This window comes from Enterobacter sp. 200527-13 (genome assembly GCF_027924865.1).
In the GTDB taxonomy this organism is placed as follows: Bacteria; Pseudomonadota; Gammaproteobacteria; order Enterobacterales; family Enterobacteriaceae; genus Enterobacter; species Enterobacter ludwigii.
In genome coordinates, this window is record NZ_BSCM01000002.1 from 406,869 (window position 1) to 429,088 (window position 22,220).

General features: G+C 55.4%; 21 protein-coding genes. 9 read left to right on the top strand and 12 right to left on the bottom strand.

The features are described from left to right. Nucleotides 1-4: 4 nt before the first annotated feature. On the top strand, nucleotides 5-118 hold the full coding sequence (locus QMG44_RS11160) for a protein YohO (RefSeq protein ID WP_010433613.1): 114 nt from the start codon (nucleotides 5-7) through the stop codon (nucleotides 116-118). On the opposite strand, the gene QMG44_RS11165 is transcribed toward QMG44_RS11160, so the two are convergent. The 5 genes from QMG44_RS11165 to bglX all read right to left on the bottom strand — a co-directional run bounded on the left by QMG44_RS11165 (nucleotide 93) and on the right by bglX (nucleotide 6,288). Beyond that, complete coding sequence (locus QMG44_RS11165; RefSeq protein ID WP_025203651.1) at nucleotides 93-830, bottom strand: ABC transporter permease; 738 nt, start codon at nucleotides 828-830, stop codon at nucleotides 93-95. The genes QMG44_RS11160 and QMG44_RS11165 overlap by 26 nt on opposite strands. After that, the gene (locus QMG44_RS11170) at nucleotides 814-1,764 is read right to left on the bottom strand and encodes an ABC transporter ATP-binding protein (RefSeq protein ID WP_020883212.1); all 951 of its coding nucleotides are present in this window, start codon (nucleotides 1,762-1,764) and stop codon (nucleotides 814-816) included. The genes QMG44_RS11165 and QMG44_RS11170 overlap by 17 nt, the downstream gene beginning before the upstream one ends. Then, on the bottom strand, nucleotides 1,757-2,914 hold the full coding sequence (locus QMG44_RS11175; RefSeq protein WP_063156638.1) for an ABC transporter permease: 1,158 nt from the start codon (nucleotides 2,912-2,914) through the stop codon (nucleotides 1,757-1,759). The genes QMG44_RS11170 and QMG44_RS11175 overlap by 8 nt, the downstream gene beginning before the upstream one ends. A gap of 12 nt (nucleotides 2,915-2,926) precedes the next feature. Continuing rightward, the gene (locus QMG44_RS11180; RefSeq protein ID WP_014170886.1) at nucleotides 2,927-3,844 is read right to left on the bottom strand and encodes an ABC transporter substrate-binding protein; all 918 of its coding nucleotides are present in this window, start codon (nucleotides 3,842-3,844) and stop codon (nucleotides 2,927-2,929) included. A 146-nt stretch (nucleotides 3,845-3,990) separates the two neighbouring features. Further along, a complete protein-coding gene (gene bglX, locus QMG44_RS11185) occupies nucleotides 3,991-6,288 on the bottom strand; it encodes a beta-glucosidase BglX (RefSeq protein ID WP_086532292.1) in 2,298 nt (765 codons plus the stop codon). A 189-nt stretch (nucleotides 6,289-6,477) separates the two neighbouring features. Here bglX and dld point away from each other — a divergent pair, with 189 nt between their 5' ends. Further along, nucleotides 6,478-8,226 (top strand): D-lactate dehydrogenase, encoded by a 1,749-nt coding sequence (gene dld, locus QMG44_RS11190; RefSeq protein ID WP_086532291.1) that lies wholly within the window; start codon nucleotides 6,478-6,480, stop codon nucleotides 8,224-8,226. Nucleotides 8,227-8,337: 111 nt separating this feature from the next. After that, a complete protein-coding gene (locus QMG44_RS11195) occupies nucleotides 8,338-8,892 on the top strand; it encodes a GNAT family N-acetyltransferase (RefSeq protein ID WP_086532290.1) in 555 nt (184 codons plus the stop codon). A 66-nt stretch (nucleotides 8,893-8,958) separates the two neighbouring features. On the opposite strand, the gene pbpG is transcribed toward QMG44_RS11195, so the two are convergent. Further along, nucleotides 8,959-9,882, bottom strand: coding sequence for a D-alanyl-D-alanine endopeptidase (gene pbpG / locus QMG44_RS11200; protein ID WP_014170890.1), 924 nt, complete (start codon nucleotides 9,880-9,882; stop codon nucleotides 8,959-8,961). A 167-nt stretch (nucleotides 9,883-10,049) separates the two neighbouring features. After that, the gene (locus QMG44_RS11205; RefSeq protein ID WP_014170891.1) at nucleotides 10,050-10,637 is read right to left on the bottom strand and encodes a Yip1 family protein; all 588 of its coding nucleotides are present in this window, start codon (nucleotides 10,635-10,637) and stop codon (nucleotides 10,050-10,052) included. 157 nt (nucleotides 10,638-10,794) lie between these two features. Here QMG44_RS11205 and QMG44_RS11210 point away from each other — a divergent pair, with 157 nt between their 5' ends. After that, the gene (locus tag QMG44_RS11210; protein ID WP_032678567.1) at nucleotides 10,795-11,367 is read left to right on the top strand and encodes a DedA family protein; all 573 of its coding nucleotides are present in this window, start codon (nucleotides 10,795-10,797) and stop codon (nucleotides 11,365-11,367) included. A 42-nt stretch (nucleotides 11,368-11,409) separates the two neighbouring features. On the opposite strand, the gene QMG44_RS11215 is transcribed toward QMG44_RS11210, so the two are convergent. The 3 genes from QMG44_RS11215 to dusC form a co-directional block, all read right to left on the bottom strand. Next, nucleotides 11,410-12,174, bottom strand: coding sequence for an SDR family oxidoreductase (locus QMG44_RS11215; RefSeq protein ID WP_086532289.1), 765 nt, complete (start codon nucleotides 12,172-12,174; stop codon nucleotides 11,410-11,412). A gap of 50 nt (nucleotides 12,175-12,224) precedes the next feature. Beyond that, nucleotides 12,225-13,634 carry a multidrug resistance outer membrane protein MdtQ gene (gene mdtQ, locus QMG44_RS11220; protein WP_079231860.1) on the bottom strand — a complete coding sequence of 470 codons (1,410 nt, stop codon included), beginning with the start codon at nucleotides 13,632-13,634 and terminating at the stop codon, nucleotides 12,225-12,227. A 321-nt stretch (nucleotides 13,635-13,955) separates the two neighbouring features. Beyond that, a complete protein-coding gene (gene dusC, locus QMG44_RS11225; protein ID WP_086532288.1) occupies nucleotides 13,956-14,888 on the bottom strand; it encodes a tRNA dihydrouridine(16) synthase DusC in 933 nt (310 codons plus the stop codon). Between the two features lie 194 nt (nucleotides 14,889-15,082). Between dusC and QMG44_RS11230 the strand changes: the two genes are divergently transcribed. From QMG44_RS11230 to QMG44_RS11250, 5 genes are all read left to right on the top strand, one after another. Next, nucleotides 15,083-15,481 carry a CidA/LrgA family protein gene (locus tag QMG44_RS11230; RefSeq protein ID WP_020883202.1) on the top strand — a complete coding sequence of 133 codons (399 nt, stop codon included), beginning with the start codon at nucleotides 15,083-15,085 and terminating at the stop codon, nucleotides 15,479-15,481. Then, the gene (locus QMG44_RS11235) at nucleotides 15,478-16,173 is read left to right on the top strand and encodes a CidB/LrgB family autolysis modulator (protein ID WP_014170901.1); all 696 of its coding nucleotides are present in this window, start codon (nucleotides 15,478-15,480) and stop codon (nucleotides 16,171-16,173) included. The genes QMG44_RS11230 and QMG44_RS11235 overlap by 4 nt, the downstream gene beginning before the upstream one ends. A 129-nt stretch (nucleotides 16,174-16,302) precedes the next feature. Continuing rightward, on the top strand, nucleotides 16,303-17,187 hold the full coding sequence (cdd, locus tag QMG44_RS11240; RefSeq protein ID WP_044858476.1) for a cytidine deaminase: 885 nt from the start codon (nucleotides 16,303-16,305) through the stop codon (nucleotides 17,185-17,187). A gap of 127 nt (nucleotides 17,188-17,314) precedes the next feature. After that, a complete protein-coding gene (gene sanA, locus QMG44_RS11245; protein ID WP_014170903.1) occupies nucleotides 17,315-18,034 on the top strand; it encodes an outer membrane permeability protein SanA in 720 nt (239 codons plus the stop codon). 122 nt (nucleotides 18,035-18,156) lie between these two features. Beyond that, a complete protein-coding gene (locus QMG44_RS11250; protein ID WP_086532287.1) occupies nucleotides 18,157-19,545 on the top strand; it encodes a glutamine synthetase family protein in 1,389 nt (462 codons plus the stop codon). A 49-nt stretch (nucleotides 19,546-19,594) separates the two neighbouring features. Here the strand turns inward: QMG44_RS11250 and mglC are convergent, their stop codons facing one another. Both mglC and mglA read right to left on the bottom strand, forming a co-directional pair. Continuing rightward, entirely contained in the window at nucleotides 19,595-20,605 is a 1,011-nt protein-coding gene (gene mglC, locus QMG44_RS11255) for a galactose/methyl galactoside ABC transporter permease MglC (protein ID WP_014170905.1), read from the bottom strand. 15 nt (nucleotides 20,606-20,620) lie between these two features. Beyond that, the gene (mglA, locus tag QMG44_RS11260) at nucleotides 20,621-22,141 is read right to left on the bottom strand and encodes a galactose/methyl galactoside ABC transporter ATP-binding protein MglA (protein ID WP_020883197.1); all 1,521 of its coding nucleotides are present in this window, start codon (nucleotides 22,139-22,141) and stop codon (nucleotides 20,621-20,623) included. Nucleotides 22,142-22,220: the final 79 nt, after the last annotated feature.

Genomic DNA, 22,220 nt, shown 5'->3' on the forward strand with positions numbered 1-22,220 from the left:
CATGATGAAGGCAACCAAACTGGCCGTAATTACCCTTTTTGTTCTGATGGCCGTAAGCGGTATCGGCGGCGTGATGCTGGCCGGGTATTCGTTTATTGTTCGTGGCGGTGTCGGCTGAGATACTGCGCCAGACGCTCAAAAACGCGATCGACGACGATTGCCGCCAGCGCGACCAGCAACGCCCCCTGCACAATATAGGCCGTATTGAACCCGCTTAAGCCGATGATAATCGGCGTTCCCAGGGTATTGGCTCCCACCGTCGACGCAATGGTCGCCGTCCCGATATTGATGATCACCGACGTACGGATCCCCGCAAGGATGACCGGTGCCGCCAGGGGGAGTTCAACTTTGCGCAGCCGCTCTGCGCGACTCATCCCCATCCCTTCAGCAACGCTCAGTACCGACGCAGGTACCGCCGCAATACCGGCCAGCGTACCCTGCAGAATGGGCAACACACCGTATAAAATCAGCGCAATGATGGCAGGTTGCTGACCAAAGCCCATCACCGGCACTGCAATCGCCAGCACCGCCACCGGCGGAAACGTCTGGCCAATCGCCGCAATGGTCTCCACCAGCGGGCGAAACTCCCGTCCCGCGGGCCGCGTGACCGCGATGCCCGCCCCCACGCCCAGTACAATAGCGATGGCACTTGAGAGCACCACCAGCCAGAGATGGGCCAGGGCAAGATTAATAAAACTCTCCTGCTGATACACCGGGCGCGGCAAGTCGGGGAAGAGTGTGCTAAACAGCGCCGCGCTGTGCGGCATCAGAAACAGCAAAGCGACAAAGAGCACGACCAGCCAGAGCAGCGGATCACGAAGTGCCTTCACGTGTCACCTCCCCTGCCAGCAGATCGCGAAAATGCAGGGTGCCACTTGGCGCGCCACGGGCATCCGCAACGGGCAACACTTCACACTGGCGGGCAACAAACGCCGAAAGCGCATCCCGCAAGCTCATCTGTTCCTGCAGAGGCTCGCCACTCACCGTCGCGTCCTGTCGACGCATATAGTCGCTGACCGTACGCAGCGAGAGCAGCCTGACGCCCAGCTCGCTGCGGCCAAAAAACTCACGCACAAAATCGTTCTTCGGCCAGGTCAGCAGTTCAAGCGGCGTCCCCTGCTGCACCACCTCGCCATGGTCCATCAGCACCAGATGGTCGGCCAGACGCAGCGCCTCATCAATATCGTGCGTCACAAGAATGATTGTTCGCCCCAGAATGCGATGAATGCGGGTCATTTCCGCCTGCAGTGCGGCGCGCGTGACCGGATCCAGCGCGCCGAAGGGTTCATCCATCAATAACACCTGCGGATTGGCCGCCAGCGCACGCGCTACGCCCACCCGCTGCTGCTGGCCTCCGGAAAGCTGGTGCGGGTAGCGTTCACGCAGCGCAGGTTCTAACCCGAGCAGAGACATCAGTTCATCAACCCGGTCGGCAGTTTTTGCCCGCGACCATTTCTCCAGCTGCAGCACGGTGGCGATGTTCTGCGCGACCGTCCAGTGCGGAAACAGGCCGATGGACTGGATGGCATACCCCATACGACGACGCAGCTCCAGCACAGGCAGGCTGCGGATCTCTTCTCCGGCAAAGCGGATCAGACCGCTGTCATGCTCAACCAGGCGGTTAATCATCTTCAGGGTGGTGGATTTTCCCGACCCCGAAGTGCCAATCAGCACGGAAAATGCGCCCTCGGCAAAATTCAGGTTGAGATGGCTTGCCGCCGGACGACCCGCAAAGGTTTTACTGACATCGTGAAATTCAATCATTGGCTCTTCTCCTGAGCAGCGCGAGCCATAAGGCAAACAGCGCGTCGATGACAACCGCCAGCGCAATCGTGGGCACCACGCCCAATAACACCAGGTCCAGGGCGCTACTCAACAGCCCCTGGAAAACCAGCGCGCCAAAGCCGCCCGCGCCAATCAGCGCCGCAATCACCGCCATGCCAACGGTTTGCACCGCCACCACCCGCAGGCTGCGCAGCAGCAGGGGCAAAGCCAGCGGCAGCTGGATCTTCCAGAAACATTGTCTCGCGCTCATCCCCATTGCATGGGCACTTTCCAGCACGTCCGGCGCGACCTGGCTCAGCCCGGCCACCACGCCGCGCACCAGCGGCAGCAGCGCATAGAGCACCAGCGCGATAAGGGCTGGCGTTAAACCGGTTCCGGCGATCCCCATCGTTCCCAGCACCGGGAACGACGTCACCAGCCCGGCCAGCGGAGCAATCAACAGGCCAAACAGAGCGACGGACGGGATGGTCTGAATCACATTCAGTACGGCAAACACCCCACCCTGACGTGAAGGATGGCGATAGCACCACATACCCAGCGGTATGCCGAGCAGTAAGGCCGGGATCAGGGTACCGAAGAGGATCGTGAGGTGTTGCGCCAGCGCGTCATTAAACACCTCCTGACGGTTGGCGTACTCTTTTAACAGCGAGAGATTATTCAGCTCACCGCTAAACAGCAGCAGCAATGGAATACACCATATCTGGGCATTGAGTATCCAGCGCCAGACGGATGTTGAGATAAGACGGCGAATAGCATCGCTGCAGGCCAGCAGACACAGCGCCAGCCAGAGCCACAAACCGCTACCCACAGAGGTTCTTGCCAGCGGACTTTCCGCCGAGGTCATGTGCGTTGCCGCAAGCCCGCCTCCCCAGAATAAGGCGATAAACAGCCCTTCACAAAGCAGCAGCGTCAGCCACTGAGCCGTGCGTCCTTGCCAGAGCGACAACGCAACCCATGCGCCCAGTGCCGCCACCAGCAACCACGGCGTAAATGACCAGACCTGCCAGAGCGAGCGACTCTCCCCCGACATCAGGCGATTCGGGGCCACATTCACAAACGGTAACGCGACCGCCGCTATGGCCACACAGGCCAACAGCAGCAGTACGCGGTTATGACATTTTATTGGCACAGCCCTGTCCTGTTACTTCACAAGCCCTTGTTGTTTCAGGAAATCGGCGGCCACTTTTTTGGCATCCAGTCCCTCAACGGCAATGCTGGCATTCAGCTGTTGCAGCGTTTTTGCATCCAGCTTTTCGAAGACCGGTTTGAGCCATTCAGCAATATCCGGGTACGCTTTAAGTACCGCTTCCCGTACGACAGGTGCCGGGGCGTAAATCGGCTGGACGCCTTTTGGATCGGTTAAGGTTTGCAGGCCAAGCGCCGCGACCGGGCCGTCGGTGCCGTAAGCCATCGCCGCATTAACGCCCGACGTTTGCTGCGCAGCGGCTTTGATGGTCACCGCGGTATCACCGCCCGCCAGAGAGAGCAGCTGGGCCTGATCCAGTTTGAAATCATAGGCTTTTTCAAACGCCGGCAGCGCATCCGGACGCTCAATAAACTCAGCGGAAGCCGCAAGCTTAAAGTCACCCTTCTCTTTCAGGTAGCGACTCAAATCCGCAAGCGAGGTCAGCTTTCCTTTCTCCGCCACGTCCTTGCGCACCGCGATGGTCCAGGTATTGTTGGCCGGCGCTGGCGTCAGCCAGACCAGCTTATTTTGCTCAGCGTCGAGTTTTTTGACTTTTTCATACCCGGCTTTGGCATTTTTCCACGCCGGATCGTTTTCATCTTTGAAGAAGAACGCGCCGTTGCCGGTGTATTCCGGGTAGATATCCAGCTCGCCGGAGGTAATCGCGCCGCGTACCACAGGCGTGGTTCCCAGCTGGACTTTATTGACGGTTTTAACACCGTGGCTTTCCAGTACCTGCAGAATAATGTTACCGAGCAACGCACCTTCGGTATCTATCTTGGAACCCACTTTTACCGGTTCTGCCGCCTGTAATGGCAGACTCAGCGCCGCCAGTAACACCGCTGAACCCAACATCCCCTTTGCAATCGTCATTCCACTGTCCTCATTTTTTTGCTGCCTTTTTCAGAGGCTTGAGAGAAAAGCGTAGCTTAAAACGGCGGAATTAACCGTCAAAATGCCTTTTTAACATAAGGTAAGACGCATCCCCCGCAAAGCGGGGGATGCAAGGGAGGTAAACGTCAGAGCAGCTCGAACTCGCCTTTATTAACGCGGGCGGAATCGACCCCGATAAAGACGTTAAACTTGCCTGGCTCCGCATCATATTTCATCTGCTGGTTCCAGAACTTCAGCGCATCCACGTCGATGGGGAAGCTGATGGTTTTGGTTTCGCCCGGCTTCAGGTTGACCTTCTCGAAGCCACGCAGCTGTTTCACCGGACGGCTCATGGAGGCGGTCACATCCTGGACGTACATCTGAATGACCGTTGCCCCTTCGCGTTTACCGGTGTTGCTCACCTCGACGCTTGCGGTAACTTTGCCGTCACGCTTCAGGGTCGGCGCAGACATTTTGACGTCAGAAACCTTGAAGGTGGTGTAGCTCAGACCGTAACCAAACGGATACAGCGGGCCGTTCGCTTCATCGAAGTAACGGGAGGTGTACTTATTCGGTTTGTCGGCGTTGTACGGACGGCCGGTATTCAGGTGGCTGTAGTAAACCGGGATCTGCCCGACCGAGCGCGGGAAGGACATTGGCAGCTTGCCTGACGGGTTGTAATCGCCAAACAGCACGTCGGCAATCGCGTTACCGCCTTCAGTACCGGCGAACCAGGTTTCCAGGATCGCGTCGGCCTGCTGGTCTTCTTTAACCAGCGCCAGCGGACGACCGTTCATCAGCACCAGCACCAGCGGCTTGCCGGTCGTCTTCAGGGCGGCAATCAGATCGCGCTGGCTTTGCGGAATGGTGATGTCGGTACGGCTGGAGGCCTCATGCGCCATCCCCTGCGCTTCACCCACTACCGCGACAACCACGTCAGATTGCTTAGCGGTGTTCACCGCTTCATCAATCATCTCTTTCGGCGAACGCGGATCGACCTTCACCGCCTCTTCGTACTGATTGAGGAAGGTGACAATGTCTTTATCGTTGGTGACGTTCGCCCCTTTGGCGTAAACCACTTTCGCGTTCTCACCCACGGCGTTCTTGATACCGGTCAGCACCGTGACGGACTGATCGGCCACCCCCGCTGCAGACCAGCTCCCCATCACGTCGCGCTTGCTGTCAGCCAGCGGTCCCACCACGGCAATGGTGCCGGATTTCTTCAGCGGCAGCGTGTCGAGGCGGTTTTTCAGCAGCACCAGACTTTCGCGTGCCACATCGCGGGCCTCTTTGCGGTGCAAACGGTTTTCCGCGTTGGTGTCCGCCGGGTCAGAATCTTTCGGCCCCAGGTGGCTGTACGGGTCGTTAAACAGCCCCATATCATATTTCACGTTCAGCACGTGGCGCGTGGCGTCATCCAGCTCCGCCATGGTCACCTTACCGCTCTTCACCAGCCCCGGCAGGTATTTGCTGTAGTACTCGTCGCTCATGCTCATGTTGATGCCGGACTTGAGCGCCACGCGTACCGCGTCTTCCGGATCGGAGGCGGTACCGTGCTTAATGAGCTCTTTAATGGCGCCGTGGTCAGAGACGGTAATGCCCTTAAAGCCCCACTGGTCACGCAGAACATCTTTCAGCAGCCACGAATCGGAGGTCGCCGGCGTGCCGTTGAGGGAGTTCAGCGCCACCATCACCGCGCCGCTGCCGGCATCCAGCCCCGCTTTGTACGGTGGCATGTAGTCGTTGAACAGCCGCTGCGGGCTCATATCCACGGTGTTGTACTCTTTACCCCCTTCCACGGCACCATAGGCCGCGAAGTGTTTGACGCTGGTCATCACCGCGTAGCGATCTGCCGGGCTCTTACCCTGCATCGCTTCCACCATGGTTTTCCCCATTGTGGCTGTTAAATAGGTATCTTCACCGAACCCTTCTGAGCCGCGGCCCCAGCGCGGATCGCGGGAGACGTCCACCATCGGTGCCCAGGTCATATTCAGGCCATCATCCGCCGCTTCATAGGCGGAAACGCGCCCCACGGTTTTCACCGCATCAAGGTTAAAGGACGATGCCAGACCAAGGCTAATCGGGAAGACGGTACGCTGACCGTGCACCACGTCATAGGCGAAGAACAGCGGAATTTTCAGGCGACTGAGTTCCATCACCTGATCCTGCATTTTGCGGATATCCGGGCGGGTGACGGTGTTAAAAATAGCCCCGACCTGCCCGTCTTTGATCATCTCGCGGATGGCCTCTTTCGGGTTATCCGGGCCGACGCTGATAAGACGCAACTGGCCAATTTTCTCATCGACCGTCATTTTCTTGAGCAATTCCGTGACAAACGCGTCCCGGGCTTCAGGCGTGAGCGGGTGATTGCCAAACAAATCCTCTGCCAGCGCAGGTTGCAGCGCCAGGCTGACGGCGACACCTACAGAACATAGCCATTTCATGTCGTTTTACTCTCTCATCAATAACCGCCGGAAGAACTCGGCCAGACCGTGCGAAAAGCGCAGTGTGCCACAAACCCTCAGAACGTTGCAGGGTTATTCTCTGATTTTTCTCGTGAATACTCGACCGCTTAACAGTTAATCGCGCTATGCTTTACAGCGAGAAATTTGCCCCACCACAAGGAGTGGAAGATGTCTTCTGTTCGAACTCACGATAACACGACGTTTATTAACGAACTGTCGCGCCTGGTTGGCTCCTCTCACCTGCTTACCGACCCGGCAAAAACCGCCCGCTACCGTAAGGGCTTTCGTTCCGGTCAGGGCGAGGCGCTGGCGGTGGTATTTCCCGGCACGCTGCTTGAACTCTGGCGCGTCCTGAGCGCCTGCGTGGCCGCCGACAAAATTATTCTCATGCAGGCGGCTAACACCGGTCTGACGGAAGGCTCAACGCCGAACGGCAACGATTACGATCGTGACATCGTGATCATCAGCACCCTGCGTCTCGACAAACTGCATCTGCTGGATAAAGGCGAGCAGGTGCTCGCGTTCCCTGGCACGACGCTCTACTCCCTTGAAAAAGCGCTTAAGCCGCTGGGACGCGAACCGCATTCGGTCATTGGCTCATCCTGTATTGGCGCCTCCGTGATCGGCGGGATCTGCAATAACTCCGGCGGTTCGCTGGTGCAGCGCGGCCCGGCTTACACCGAGATGTCACTTTTTGCCCGTATCGACGAAAATGGCAAGCTGACCCTGGTCAACCATCTGGGCATTGATCTTGGCGTTACGCCGGAGCAGATCCTGAGTAAGCTCGACGACGATCGGGTGAAAGATGAAGACGTCCAGCACGACGGTCGTCATGCTCACGACCACGATTACATCACCCGCGTGCGGGATATCGAAGCGGATACCCCGGCACGTTACAACGCCGACCCTGACCGCCTGTTTGAATCTTCGGGCTGTGCGGGCAAGCTGGCTGTTTTTGCCGTGCGCCTCGACACCTTCCCGGCCGAGAAAAAACAGCAGGTGTTCTACATCGGCACCAATCAGCCGGACGTGCTGACCGAGATCCGTCGTCATATTCTGGGCGAGTTCGCTCACCTGCCGGTGGCGGGCGAGTACATGCACCGTGATATTTACGACATCGCGGAACGCTACGGCAAAGATACGTTCCTGATGATCGACAAGCTCGGCACCGATAAAATGCCGTTCTTCTTCACCATGAAGGGCCGTACCGACGCGATGCTGGAAAAAGTGCCGCTGTTTAAACCCCACTTTACCGACCGCTTTATGCAGAAACTGGGCAATGTCTTCCCGTCACATCTGCCGGAGCGGATGAAAACCTGGCGCGATAAGTACGAGCATCACCTGCTGCTGAAAATGGCCGGGGACGGAATTGCCGAAGCGCAAACCTGGCTCAGTGAATTCTTCAAAACTGCCGAAGGCGATTTCTTTGCCTGTACCCCTAAAGAGGGCAGCAAAGCCTTCCTGCACCGTTTCGCCGCTGCGGGTGCCGCCATTCGTTATCAGGCGGTGCATTCAGACGAGGTGGAAGACATTCTGGCGCTGGATATCGCCCTTCGCCGCAACGATACCGAGTGGTTTGAACACCTGCCGCCGGAAATCGACAGCAAGCTGGTCCACAAGCTCTATTACGGCCACTTTATGTGCTACGTCTTCCACCAGGATTACATCGTTAAGAAAGGGGTGGATGCGCACGCGCTGAAAGAGCAGATGCTCGCGCTGCTGCACGCGCGAGGCGCACAATATCCTGCGGAACATAACGTGGGGCATCTTTATAAGGCTCCTGACGCACTTAAGCAGTTTTATCGCGAGAATGACCCCACAAACAGCATGAACCCCGGCATTGGTAAAACAACGCGGAATAAATACTGGAAAGAGAGTCCTGACGCGGAGCAGCCCGTGACGCAAGCGTCTGATTAATTCCCACAGCCAAATTTGAGAGATTGTTAAGCGCGCCTTAATCGTACTAGAGTAGCGTTCTGTCGCCGGAGAAACGTTTCTCCGGCATCTGTTACGAGGAGCAGGCACATCATGTCGGCTGTTGATATTTTATCCGAAACCGAAGTGGAAGTGCGCGATGCCCTTCCCGACGATGTGCATGCTATCGCCGCTATCTACGCCTGGCATGTGCTTCACGGGCGCGCATCCTTTGAAGAAGTTCCCCCCACCGTTGATGAAATGCGTCAGCGAATGAAAAGCGTGGCCGAGAATGACTTACCGTGGCTTGTCGCGCTGTATCGCGGCATCGTCGTAGGCTACTGCTACGCGACGCCTTACCGTCCGCGCCATGCCTATCGCTACACTCTGGAAGAGTCGATTTACGTGGATGCGAGTACTACCGGTCGTGGTTTTGGCTCCGTCCTGATGGATGCGCTGATCGCCCGCTGCGAGCAAGGACCGTGGCGGCAGATGATTGCCGTTGTGGGGGATGGCAACAACAATGCCGGCTCGTTACGGTTGCATAAGAAATACGGCTTCGAAATCGTCGGTCAGTTACGCAGCGTCGGGTATAAGAAAGGTGACTGGCGGGATACGGTGATCATGCAGCGCTCACTCAATGACGGAGACTGGACGCTGCCGGAGTAAGGCGCAGCGAGGCCTGTTGCCCTCTCCCGCGGGAGAGGGCGAAAACACAGTCATCAGCAATCCGGCTCAGTCGTTCTGGGCGGTTGCCATCTGCTCTGCTTTCTGCTTTTTGTAGGTCAACGCCGCGGCCGGTACCGGCTGCACTTTCCCCGTCTCAATCCAGGTACGCAGTCGGCTTGCATCCGCGAAGTGGGTGTATTTACCAAAGGCATCCATCACCACCAGCGCCACCGGTTTACCGTTGAATACGGTACGCATCACCAGGCAGTGTCCCGCCGCGTTAGTAAACCCGGTTTTCGTTAACTGAATATTCCAGTTATCCCGGTACACCAGATGGTTAGTATTACGGAACGGCAGCGAATAGGCCGGGTTCGCAAAGGTCGCCATCTCTTCACGGGTCGTACTGAGCTGACCAATCAGCGGGTACTGTTTGCTGGCAATCAGCAGTTTTGTCAGGTCGCGGGCCGTGGAGACGTTGTGAATCGACAGGCCAGTCGGCTCGACGTAACGGGTATTGGTCATCCCCAGCGATTTGGCTTTTGCGTTCATCGCACGAATAAATGCGTCGTAGCCACCCGGATAGTGGTGGGCCAGGCTCGCCGCTGCGCGGTTTTCAGAAGACATCAGCGCCAGCAGCAGCATATTTTTACGGCTGATTTCGCTGTTCAGTCGCACGCGGGAGTAGATCCCTTTCATCTCCGGCGTATGGCTGATATCCACTTTCAGTTTTTCGTCCAGCGGCAGATGTGCATCAAGCACCACCATCGCGGTCATTAATTTGGTAATCGAGGCGATCGGGCGTACCAGATCCGGATGGCTGGCGTAAATCACCTTATTGGTGTTGAGATCAACAATCATCGCACTGCCGGAAGCGATTTGCGGCTGGGCAGCAGCGGTGGTCACGGCGGGCGTTTTGGCGATCGCTGGCGCGGCAGCGGACGCTCCCAGCAACAGGGCCAGGCTAAGTAAAGAGACTCGGAATTTCAGCATGGTGAGACTTCTGATAATTATTCACGCACGTTATGACGTACACCGCCTGTGTCGATGGAGAAACGAAGGCTGGCTTCGGCATCATAGCGGTCACCGGGCTTTGTCGCCAGAGGATAATCGTGAACAGATGCTGCATTGCTGGCATTTACGCCAGCAATGCAGTGAGCCTAGAAGAGACGGTATCCATAACCCCACAGAATAACCGTCAGAGCCAGTAGCGCTTCCAGCACCAGCACGCCGATGGCGAGCGTTGAACTGGAGAAGCTCAGGCCCTCTTCTTTATTGATATTGAGGAAGGTTGGTACCCCCAGATACAGCAGATAACCGGTGTAAAAGAGGGCAATAGTACCGATCAGCGCGCACAACCAGACCAGTGGATACAGCGCCACAATACCGCTTAAAAACAGCGGGGTCGCGACATACCCGGCGAAGACCATACAGTGTGCCAGCGATGGACGTTGCGGATAGTTACGCGCCATCCAGTGAATGACACGCCCCATGACAGCCACACCCGCCAGCATCAGGCCATAAAAGAGAATGGCCAGTGAAAGACCGGTAAACCAGGAAAGCTGAACCACGGTGCCATCACCAAAGTTCCAGCCGATTTGTGTTGTGCCAATAAACGCGCAGATTACAGGCACCGCTGCCATCAGCAGCACATGATGCGTGTAATGATGCGAGACCGTTTCGTTCTCCGTTTTGATGACATGCATTTCACGATCGGGATGGGAGAAAAGTCCCCAGACATGGTTCATAACGCCCCCTTGTTGTCGGCCCGTCAGCAATATCTTAAGTATAATGCAGGCCTGAGATTATTTTATGTACAGTGGGAAATTTCCGTTGATTGCCCCGTTATTGATTCATGGGGTATATGATTAACCGAGGCATAATAAGGGAGATGACATTGACGTAATGGATATCAACAGTCTTATTGAACAATATGGATACGCTGCACTGGTCGTTGGCAGCGTGGCGGAAGGAGAAACCATCACGCTGCTCGGCGGGGTGGCCGCGCATCAGGGGTTACTCAAATTCCCACTTGTTGTTGCCGCAGTCGCACTCGGCGGGATGATTGGCGATCAGCTGCTCTACTTTCTGGGACTGCGCTTTGGCCCCACGCTTTTGAAGCGCTTTTCAAAGCACCGCAAGAAAATTCACCGCGCCCAACGGCTTATCCAGCGTCACCCTTACCTGTTCGTGATTGGCACCCGTTTTATGTACGGCTTTCGGATTATCGGCCCGATACTGATTGGTGCCAGCCATTTACCGCCGAAAATTTTCCTGCCGCTGAACATTCTTGGCGCGATTGCCTGGGCCCTGATCTTTACCACGCTCGGTTATGTGGGTGGAGAAGTGATTGGTCCGTGGCTGCATAATGTTGACCAGCATCTGAAGCACTGGGCATGGGTTATCCTGATTGTCGTGGTGGTGATTGCGGTCCGGCTGTGGCTGAAGCATCGGGAAAAGACGCGGGATGAAGAGTAAGTGCAATGGCGCCCTCTCGCACAAAGAGAGGGCGAAAAGTTTCTACCCGGCGGGCTTAAATTGTGGATTCGCCAGCATAAAACCGCCGTCGACAATAAATGATTGCCCGGTAGCATAGCTGGCGTCACCGTCACATAGCCACGCCACCAGGCTGGCAATCTCTTTGGTATGCCCCGGCCGCGCGAGCGGGATCGCGGGCATCGAACCGGGCTTCACTTCACTGTCGTCCATATCATTCATTGGCGTGGCAATGGCACCTGGCGCAACGGCGTTCACCAGGATGTTATGCTCGACCAGCTCCAGCGCCATGGATTTGGTTAATCCGCCCAGGGCATGCTTGGCCGCCGTGTACGCACTGGCATCCGGTAAAGGCGTGTGTTCATGCACCGAGGTAATGTTCACAATTCGCCCCCCTTCTCCCTGCTTCACCATCTGACGCGCAGCGATCTGTGAACAGAGAAACGCGCCATCCACGTCAACGGTAAAAATCCCCCGCCACTCCTCAAACGGCATGTCGAGAAACGGCGCTTTGGTCATCGCCCCGGCATTGTTGACCAGCACGTCCAGCCGACCAAAGCGCGTAATTAACGTTTCAATGGCCTGCGCCCCCTGCGGGAGAGTGCTTAAATCAAGCTGAACCGCCTCTGCACGCCGCCCCTTCGCCTCGACTTCGCGGCAGGTTTCCAGCGCACCTTTTTCGTCAGAATGCCAGGTGACGCCGATATCAAACCCTCGTTCAGCCAGCATCAGGGCCGTGGTTTTCCCAATCCCGGAATCCGATGCGGTAACAATCGCGACTTTGGTCATACTCACCTCCAGAAAAGCTGCAAAGAGGTAAGTATAGATAATCGCGCTTTTTAGCCCTGATGATAGCCGCCCCCCAGCGCCGAGGTCAGCTGCAGCGTGGCGTCAACGTACTGGCCTTTGAGCATCACCCCGGTGAGCTGCTCCCTGAGGGCCGGTATTCTGGCCTCACTCACGCGGGAGCCGGCGATAATGCCGGCGCGAAAGCGGGCCTGAGCCAGTGCAACAACGCGTGCAGCCTCTTTTTCGACACGCTGCTGGTGCTGGTTTTTGGCGGTCAGTGTTTCGACTTCGCTGGCCGTGCGCGCCACCTGATTCACCGCATCCACCACCGCTTTGTTATAACGCGCGACGGAGAGATTGTTCTGCGCCTGGGCAATATCCAGCTCGGCGTTTAGCCTGCCGCTGTCGAAAATGGGCAGCGTCAGCCCGGCGGTGACGCCCATCTGCTGCGCAGAAGAGCGGAACAAATCGCTCAGGTGCAGGGCATCCTGCTGTAAGAAAGCCATCAGATTCACATCGGGATAGAAGGCTGCTCTGGCGGCCTCAACGTCACTCATGGAGGCCTCGATATACCAGCGAGCCTCCTGCAAATCCGGTCGACGTGCCAGCAATTCATACCCCAGCGTAGCCGGGAGCGAGGCTTCTACTGTGGGTAAGGCGTGGCGTGTAAGCGTCACTGAGGAGGTGTTCGTCAGGGCGCTCAGACGCGCCTCAACGGCTTTCATTTTTCCGTTCACTTCTGCCAGCTGCTCGTCAGTTTTGCTGGCGTTGATGTCGGTCTCGACGCCCTCAACGGAAGAGGTGATCCCATGCTGATACAGTTCGCGGTCGGCTGCAATAATCGTGTCCTGCTGGTGTTTAATCTCCGTGAGGACATCCCCCACCGCGGCCTGGGTTTGCCACGCCCAGTAAAGACGTGCGACGCTGCTGGCAAGCAGTTGCCGGGTTTGCTCAAGCTCCGCTTTTTGCGCGTTTACCCGGCCAATTCGGGCTTCAACCCGTGCACGATTTTTCCCCCACAAATCGAGATCCCAGCCCGCGCTCAGACCAAAAGTACCGTTGGTGTACCACGGCCCGGTGGTTCCCGCCGCCGGATCGGTTATCGCAAAGGGCCCCATCAGCCCCTCGGCCGACATTTTTTGCCGTTCAGCATCCGCTGAGAAATCAATTTCCGGCCCTCCGGCGGCCAGGGTGGCTTTTGCCTGCGCTTCCGCCAGCGTGATGCGCTGACGGGCAATTTGCATATCCGGCGCATCGTTCAGCGCCTTCGCAATCAGCGAATTGAGTTCAGGATCGTTATACGTTTTCCACCATGCATCTTTCGGCCACGCGGTATGGCTCAGCGTAGTATTCACCGCAGCCGTTGTTGATTGCATATTTACAGGGGAAACCGAGGCATGTTCCGGCGCGCAGGCCACCAGAATAAAAACCAGGGGAATACTCAGAGATAAAGGTTTCATTACGCCATTCACGCGAAAAATAAAGGCGCAACTTACGCCAGACGTCGCTCTTTTTTTTAGTAACGCGTGGCAACCCGCAATTTGTCATACATTTTTATACTCAGAAAATTATTCATCATAAGAATGAATTAAATGAGTGAATTCATCTTCATTATAAATTCACTGCTACACTTACTTTCGACAAACAGACGCAGGAGAAGCAAATGAAAATATTACTGTGGGTTATTTTAATTATATTTCTGATAGGGCTGCTGGTGGTAACCGGTGTATTCAAGATGATTTTCTGATTTCATTGCCCGGCTCAGCGCCGGGCACATTCCGTTACCTGGACTGAATCACCCGTGCAATATCAGCGGAAGTCTGCAGCGTGCGGATCTCCTGAAATAACTCCAGCGCTTCACTGTACTCTTTGCGTAAATAACTGAGCCACTGCTTAATTCGCGCGACGTGATATAACCCGGTATCACCCTGTTTTTCGAGGCGGCTGTATTTTTGCAGCAGCGTGACCACATCGGCCCACGGCATACGTGGTTCGTTATATTTAATCACCCGGCTGAGGTTTGGTACGTTAAGCGCGCCGCGGCCAATCATCACCGCATCGCAGCCACTCTCTTTCAGGCACGCCTGCGCGCTTTCGTAATCCCAGATTTCCCCGTTGGCAATAACGGGAATAGTGAGTCTTTTGCGGATCTCGCCAATCGCCTGCCAGTTAATACGTTCGGCTTTATAGCCATCTTCTTTGGTGCGGCCATGCACCACCAGCTCAGTGGCCCCGGCCTGCTGCACGGCATCGGCAATCTCAAATTGCCGCGCGTCGCTGTCCCATCCCAGACGCACCTTTACCGTCACCGGCAGATGCGACGGTACAGCCTCACGCATGGCTTTTGCGCCACGGTAAATCAGCTCCGGATCTTTCAGCAAAGTGGCACCGCCACCGCTGCCATTCACCAGTTTTGATGGGCAACCGCAGTTGAGGTCAACCCCGAAGGAACCAAGCTCTACGGCACGAGCCGCGTTCTCCGCCAGCCATTCGGGATACTGACCCAATAGCTGAATGCGCACCAGCGTGCCGGAAGAGGTGCGGCTCTGATGATGCAGTTCCGGGCAAAGGCGATAGAATGATTTTACTGGCAACAACATATCGACCACGCGCAAAAACTCCGTCACGCAGAGATCGTAGTCGTTCACCTCGGTCAGAAGCTCGCGCACGAGGGAGTCGAGCACGCCTTCCATTGGGGCCAGTAAAACACGCATAGCAGTACCTGTGAAAAAAGACGCGCTATAGTAGCCGCTCTCCCGGCATGAGGAAAGCCCGGCGGTTAACCCGGTGAGGTTATACCAGACGTTCCATTTCGGAATGTCTGGTATGCTCAAAATTCATGATGTGATCCGTGGCACATTTTTAGGTTTAATTGTATGATGAATGCGTTTCATCAAGGACTTTCACCATGAGAAAATCATTGAACATTATCTGGCAATATCTTCGCGCATTCGTCCTGATTTACGCCTGCCTGTATGCCGGAATCTTTATCGCATCCCTGCTTCCCATCACCATTCCCGGCAGCATCATTGGAATGTTGATCCTCTTTGTTTTGCTGGCGTTGCAAATTTTGCCTGCCAGATGGGTTAACCCTGGCTGCTTTGTCCTTATTCGCTATATGGCGCTGCTGTTCGTGCCTATCGGCGTCGGGGTTATGCAGTATTTTGATTTGCTCCAGGCGCAGTTCGGACCCATTGTGGTCTCCTGCGCGGTCAGTACGCTGGTGGTTTTCCTGGTAGTAAGCTGGAGTTCGCATCTGGTGCATGGCGAACGTAAAGTGGTTGGGCAGAAAGGAACAAAACAATGATGGCCAATATCTGGTGGTCGCTGCCGTTAACGCTGGCAGTGTTCTTCGCCGCACGCAAACTCGCCGCACGTTTCAAAATGCCGTTACTTAATCCGCTGCTAGTGGCGATGGTGGTGATTATCCCGTTCCTGCTTCTCACCGGCATTCCTTATGAACGCTACTTTGCCGGCAGCAAAATTTTGAATGACCTTCTGCAGCCCGCCGTGGTGGCGCTGGCCTTTCCTTTATATGAGCAATTGCACCAGATCCGCGCCCGCTGGAAATCCATCATTACCATCTGTTTTGTCGGGAGCCTGGTGGCGATGATCACCGGCACCTCGGTGGCGCTGTTGATGGGCGCGTCTCCGCAAATTGCGGCCTCTATTCTGCCTAAGTCGGTCACCACGCCTATCGCGATGGCCGTGGGCGGCAGCCTGGGGGGGATTCCGGCCATCAGCGCCATGTGTGTGATATTCGTGGGGATCCTCGGCGCGGTCTTTGGACATACCCTGCTGAATGCGATGCGTATCCATACCAAAGCGGCACGAGGTCTGGCGATGGGTACCGCGTCGCACGCCCTGGGCACCGCGCGCTGCGCTGAACTGGATTATCAGGAAGGGGCGTTTAGCTCACTCGCACTGGTGATCTGCGGGATTATCACCTCCCTGCTCGCACCGTTTATTTTCCCGCTGATTGTGGCGGTCATGGGTTAAAATTTGCGATGCGTCGCGCAAATTTCATTTTGTTTTCATAATTTGCATACATAATGAGAAGTGGATCACATATAAAGCCCCAGCGGCTCCGTAAACTACCGATCCATTAACCTTTATGAGGCAAACGCCATGCATCCACGTTTTCAAGCTGCTTTCGCCCAGCTTGCAGAGAATGTGCAATCAGCTCTGGCCCCGATTCTGGCGGATGAGCATTTCCCGGCCCTGCTGACGGCTGAACACGTCACGGCACTGAAAAAAGCCACAGGGTTGGACGACGACGCGCTGGCCTTCGCGCTGCTGCCGCTGGCGGCGGCCTGCGCCCGCGCCGATCTCTCTCATTTCAACGTCGGTGCGATTGCACGCGGCGTAAGTGGAACCTGGTACTTCGGTGGCAACATGGAGTTCCTCGGCGCGACCATGCAGCAGACCGTTCACGCGGAACAAAGCGCCATCAGCCACGCCTGGCTGCGCGGTGAACAAGCGCTGAGCGCCATTACCGTTAACTACACCCCTTGCGGCCACTGCCGCCAGTTCATGAACGAGCTGAACAGCGGGCTGGAGTTACGCATCAATCTGCCAGGCCGTGCGCCACATACCCTCGGGGATTACCTGCCTGACGCGTTTGGTCCGAAAGATCTCGACATCAAAACGCTGCTGATGGATGAACAGGATCACGGTTTTGCCCTTTCCGGCGATGCGCTGAGCGAAGCCGCGATTCGTGCGGCGAACAAGAGCCACACGCCATACAGTCACTCCCCAAGCGGTGTGGCGCTGCAGTGTCGTGATGGTCGCATCTTCACCGGAAGCTATGCCGAAAACGCCGCCTTTAACCCGACGCTGCCACCGCTTCAGGGCGCCCTGAATTTGCTGAGCCTCAATGGCTATGACTACCCGGACATTCAGCGCGCTATTCTGGCAGAGAAAGCCGACGCGCCGTTGATCCAGTGGGATGCCACCGCCGCAACGCTGAAAGCGCTCGGCTGCTCAACTATTGACCGTGTTTTGCTTGCGTAATGCCTCCGGCGGGCAGAAATGCCCGCCGCTTTGCTGAAAAACCCCTCAGTTGATTCGCTGTTTCTTGCGCTAACCAGGCGGGTAAAGTAGCCTGAGTTAAATTTCACCTTCGGTACGAGCCATCTGCATGTTAAAGCGCGCTTTTTACAGCCTGTCTGTCCTGGTCGGCATACTGCTGTTGATCGTGCTGGGTCTTGATCGCTGGATGAGCTGGAAAACGGCTCCGTATATCTTTGACGACCTGCAGGACCTGCCCTATCGTCAGGTCGGCGTTGTGCTGGGTACCGCCAAGTATTACCGCACCGGGGTAATTAATCAGTATTATCGTTACCGCATTCAGGGCGCGCTGAACGCGTATAACAGCGGCAAAGTGAATTACCTGCTGCTGAGCGGCGATAATGCGCTGCAAAGCTATAACGAACCGGTCACCATGCGCAAAGACCTGATTGCCGCTGGCGTCGATCCGGCCGATATCGTGCTCGACTACGCGGGTTTCCGTACTCTGGATTCCATCGTGCGTACGCGCAAGGTGTTCGATACCAACGATTTCATCATCATCACCCAACGCTTCCACTGCGAACGCGCGCTGTTTATCGCACTGCATATGGGTATTCAGGCGCAGTGCTACGCCGTGCCGTCGCCTAAAGATATGCTGAGCGTCCGCGTACGTGAGTTTGGCGCGCGTTTTGGCGCTCTGGCCGATCTGTACATCTTCAAACGTGAACCGCGCTTTTTAGGTCCGCTGGTACCCATTCCGGCAATGCATGAAGTGCCGGAAGATGCGCAGGGCTACCCGGCCGTCACGCCAGAACAACTGCTTGATATGCAGAAAAAAGAGAAAAAATAGCCTCGGCCTTTATACTTTCTTTATACCGGACGTAACGCTTTTTATCCCGCCTTTACGCCGCCCCTTTTAAGCTGAGTTCACTGCCGCTACGGCTTCATTGAAGAATGACTATGAACTCAATAATGAATGCGTTTTTCCTGAAAAATATCCGCCCCTATTTTAACTTCCCGGGTTTATCACTCCCGACGGCGCTCAACGCTGGCCTCTGGCTTGATGACAAAATTGATGCCATGCAGCACAACGTCTCGCTGGAAGTGGCGGATTACCTGGAACGTTACCCGCAGACAAAACATATTGACGTTTACCTGAACGATATCAATGGCATTATGCGCGGCAAGCGGCTCTCGGTGGAAAGCATGCTAAATCTGGAAAAAGGCTGTTACTTCCCCCTCTCCGTCTACTCCATGGACCATAAAGGCAAAATAGCCGCCCCGCTTGATGATGAGCCCGACCGGCTCTGCGTTCCCGTCGGCGGTTCCCTGCGCCCCTGTTCGCAAGACCCTCAGCATAACGCGCAGATCCTGCTGACCATGAAAGAGAGCGACGGCAAACCGTGCCCGCTTGAGCCAAGGGTGATATTGCAAAACGTTCTGGCTCGTTTCCATCAGCACGGGCTCTTCCCGGTGATTGCCCCGGAAATTGAGTTTTATCTGACCGGACGCGGCACGCAGGATCCACAAAATCAGGGCTGCTTTCATATGGATACCTCAACGGCACACGCGGCGCTGTTTGACGAGCTGGAGCAGCTGGCGCACCTGCAGCGTATCCCCCTGACCGGGATCGTGGCCGAGGCCGAATCTGGCCAGTTCGAGTTAAACCTGAAGCATAGCCATCGCGTCGTTGAAGTCTGCGATAATGTGCTGGCCCTGCGACGCCTGACCCGCTACGTTGCGGAGAAACAGGGTCTGCAGGCCAACTTTATGGCCAAACCGTTCAGCCAGCAGTCCGGCAGCGGTTTGCACTTCCATTTCAGCCTGAACGATATTCATGGCGAAAACGTATTCGCGTCTCCGGTGGAAGCGCTGAACAGCATGATGCGCCTCTGCATCGCTGGCCAGCTGGCGCTGATGCCCGCCTCTATCGCCATTCTCGCCCCTGGCGTTAACGCATTCCGCCGCCTGCGTAAAAACCTCACGGAACCGCTATTTAACTCCTGGGGCTATAACACCCGCTCCGCCGCGCTGCGTATTCCCTGCTCCGATGACCATAACCGGCGTATTGAGTACCGGCTGGCCGGGGCTGATGCTAACCCGTATCTGGTGGCGGCAACGCTTCTGAGCGGAATGCTGTACGGGCTGGAAAATTTTGACGAGCAGGATTTACCTGAACCTCAGCAGGACGGGCCGGATCTGCCGCTGTTTCAGCAGGAGGCGATTGAGACATTTGCACGCTGTCAGTATCTCACCGGCAGCCTGGGAGAGGCTTTTTCTCAACAGTGGGTTGCCTGCAAGCTCTCTGAGCTCGACTGGTTCGAGAGCATTGTCACCCGGGAGGAGTCGAGTCTGGCGTGAAGCACAAAAAAGCCCGCTCGATGAGCGGGCCAGGTAATGCCAGAGGCGATTATTTTTTACGCGCGTATTTGAGTGAATCCAGGGCGACCGCAAAGATGATGATGCCGCCTTTGATGATGTACTGCCAGTACGGGTTCACACCGATGTAGGTCAGACCGTAGTTGATTACGGTAAAGATGATGACACCGGTTACCACGCCGAACACGGTACCCACGCCGCCGCTAAAGGAGACGCCGCCGACCACACAGGCTGCGATCGCATCCAGTTCGTACATGAAGCCCAGGTTGTTCGTTGCAGAGCCGATACGGCCCGCTTCCAGCATCCCACCAAAGGCGTAGAACACACCTGACAGGGCATAGATCATCAGCAGGTTCAGGGCAACGTTGACGCCGGACACTTTCGCCGCTTCCGGGTTACCGCCGATAGCGAAGATGTTTTTACCGAAGCGGGTTTTGTTCCACAGGATCCAGACAAAAGCGACGGCAATCAGGGCGTAGAAGGTAATGTACGACAGGCGGAAACTGCCCAGCGCGATAAACCCTTGCGTAAAGGTCGAGAACCCGCTGTCGAAGCCAGAGATTGGCGACGCCCCCACGAAGTCGTAGTACAGGGAGTTGATACCGTAAACGATGATCATCGTACCTAAGGTGGTGATAAATGGCGTCACGTTCAGGTAAGCGATAATGATGCCGTTAATCAGACCAATCACTGCGCCGATCGCACAGACAATCAGGATCACCACGAAAATGGGCATGGTCGCCATTTCCGGGAACACCTTGTTGGCGTTTTCCATCGACTGCAGCAGCGTTGCCGCGATAACCGCCGCGAGGCCAACCTGACGTCCCGCTGACAGGTCAGTCCCCTGCGTCACGATAAGTCCCGCCACGCCCAGCGCGATAATAATGCGCACGGAGGACTGGGTCAGGATGTTACTGAGGTTCAACAGGCTTAAGAACGTAGGGTCCTGGAAAATGATGATAGCCAGCAGTACTAAAAGAACAACGTAAATACCGCCTTCTTTCAGGTAAGTGAGAAAACTTTTTTTATTTAACGCACTCATGAGGAGCCCCTGATCTTAAAGGTGCAAAGACGCAAGACGCAAAATTTCGTTTTGCGTTGTCGTTTTGGTGTCAACAATACCGGCAACGAGACCATTGCTCATAACCAGAATACGATCTGTGATCCCTAACAATTCCGGCATTTCGGAAGAAATAATAATGATCCCTTTATTCTTTTTCGCCAGCTCGGCAATCAGCTGATAAATCTCAAACTTCGCGCCGACGTCAATACCGCGGGTCGGTTCATCCAGCATCAGGATTTCTGGCTGGGTTAATAACCAACGGCCAATAATGACCTTCTGCTGGTTACCGCCTGACAGCGAACCAATTTGCGTGCGGTGACCTGGCGTTTTGACGCGCATGGAGTCAATCACCCACTGGGTATCGCTCTTCATGCGGGAGTTATCCAGCAGCCCGACTTTGTTTTTATAGTTGCGAATATTGGAAATTAACGAGTTAAAGTTAATATCCAGATACGCATAAATACCGGTCGAACGACGCTCTTCCGTGACCAGCGCAAAACCATTATTAATGGCTTCGTTAGCGCTGTGGTTATTGATTTTCTTACCGTGCAGCGTGATGGTGCCCGCGGCTTTCTCACGAATACCGAACAGGGTTTCGACAATATCAGTACGTTTTGCCCCAACCAGACCTGCGATACCGAGAATTTCGCCCTTATGCAGGTCAAAAGAGACGTCGCGAATAGACGGCTGGCGCAGCGAGGTGAGATTGCGAACCTCAAGGATCACTTCACCCGGCTTGTTCTCTTTGTCCGGGAAGCGCTGGTTCAGAGAGCGCCCCACCATCATGGCGATGATCTTGTCCATATCCAGCCCTTCGAGAGGCTGGGTGGCAATCCACTGGCCATCGCGCAGGATGGTAATCTCATCACAGAGCTGGAAGATCTCTTCCATTTTGTGAGAGATATAAACAATGCCGCAGCCGCGGTCTTTGAGCTTACGAATAATGGTAAAAAGGTGGTTAACCTCTTTTTCCGTTAATGACGATGTCGGTTCGTCCATGATGACGATTTTCGCATCATAGGAGAACGCTTTGGCAATTTCGATCATCTGCATTTGGGATACGGATAACGTTCCCACGCGGGCGCGCGGATCGATATCAATATCCAGTTCATCGAAAATCGCTTTGGTGTCTCGATACATTTTATCCTGATCGACAAAGACACCTTTGGTCGGATAACGGCCCAACCACATGTTATCCATAACAGAACGCTGCAGCACCAGGTTTAATTCCTGGTGAACCATTGAGATACCGTTTTCCAGTGCTTCTTTTGCTGAATGGAAATCGATCTCTTTCCCCTGAAAAAGAATGCTGCCAGAATCTTTTTGATAGATCCCAAAAAGACATTTTAATAATGTTGATTTACCTGCGCCGTTCTCACCCATTAATGCGTGAATAGAGTGAGGACGAACTTTTAAATTAACATTATCGAGTGCCTTAACCCCGGGAAATGACTTGTTGATGGCGCTCATTTCCAACAAGTATTCACCAGATGACTGAGTATTTGTGCTGACCATAATTATACCTTGTTGGCCTCGCATATCGCGTTATAAAAGGGCGCAACAAGTTGCGCCCAGTGAAGACAATTCAAATAAC

Coding starts and splice junctions, on each gene's coding strand:
- dld (WP_086532291.1), top strand. CDS start 6,478: ATGTCTTCTGTTCGAACTCACGATAACACGACGTTTATTAACGAACTG.
- bglX (WP_086532292.1), bottom strand. CDS start 6,288: ATGAAATGGCTATGTTCTGTAGGTGTCGCCGTCAGCCTGGCGCTGCAA.
- QMG44_RS11250 (WP_086532287.1), top strand. CDS start 18,157: ATGAATGCGTTTTTCCTGAAAAATATCCGCCCCTATTTTAACTTCCCG.
- mglC (WP_014170905.1), bottom strand. CDS start 20,605: ATGAGTGCGTTAAATAAAAAAAGTTTTCTCACTTACCTGAAAGAAGGC.
- sanA (WP_014170903.1), top strand. CDS start 17,315: ATGTTAAAGCGCGCTTTTTACAGCCTGTCTGTCCTGGTCGGCATACTG.
- QMG44_RS11195 (WP_086532290.1), top strand. CDS start 8,338: ATGTCGGCTGTTGATATTTTATCCGAAACCGAAGTGGAAGTGCGCGAT.
- dusC (WP_086532288.1), bottom strand. CDS start 14,888: ATGCGTGTTTTACTGGCCCCAATGGAAGGCGTGCTCGACTCCCTCGTG.
- QMG44_RS11180 (WP_014170886.1), bottom strand. CDS start 3,844: ATGACGATTGCAAAGGGGATGTTGGGTTCAGCGGTGTTACTGGCGGCG.
- QMG44_RS11235 (WP_014170901.1), top strand. CDS start 15,478: ATGATGGCCAATATCTGGTGGTCGCTGCCGTTAACGCTGGCAGTGTTC.
- QMG44_RS11230 (WP_020883202.1), top strand. CDS start 15,083: ATGAGAAAATCATTGAACATTATCTGGCAATATCTTCGCGCATTCGTC.
- QMG44_RS11160 (WP_010433613.1), top strand. CDS start 5: ATGAAGGCAACCAAACTGGCCGTAATTACCCTTTTTGTTCTGATGGCC.
- QMG44_RS11205 (WP_014170891.1), bottom strand. CDS start 10,637: ATGAACCATGTCTGGGGACTTTTCTCCCATCCCGATCGTGAAATGCAT.
- mdtQ (WP_079231860.1), bottom strand. CDS start 13,634: ATGAAACCTTTATCTCTGAGTATTCCCCTGGTTTTTATTCTGGTGGCC.
- QMG44_RS11215 (WP_086532289.1), bottom strand. CDS start 12,174: ATGACCAAAGTCGCGATTGTTACCGCATCGGATTCCGGGATTGGGAAA.
- pbpG (WP_014170890.1), bottom strand. CDS start 9,882: ATGCTGAAATTCCGAGTCTCTTTACTTAGCCTGGCCCTGTTGCTGGGA.
- QMG44_RS11170 (WP_020883212.1), bottom strand. CDS start 1,764: ATGATTGAATTTCACGATGTCAGTAAAACCTTTGCGGGTCGTCCGGCG.
- QMG44_RS11210 (WP_032678567.1), top strand. CDS start 10,795: ATGGATATCAACAGTCTTATTGAACAATATGGATACGCTGCACTGGTC.
- cdd (WP_044858476.1), top strand. CDS start 16,303: ATGCATCCACGTTTTCAAGCTGCTTTCGCCCAGCTTGCAGAGAATGTG.
- mglA (WP_020883197.1), bottom strand. CDS start 22,141: ATGGTCAGCACAAATACTCAGTCATCTGGTGAATACTTGTTGGAAATG.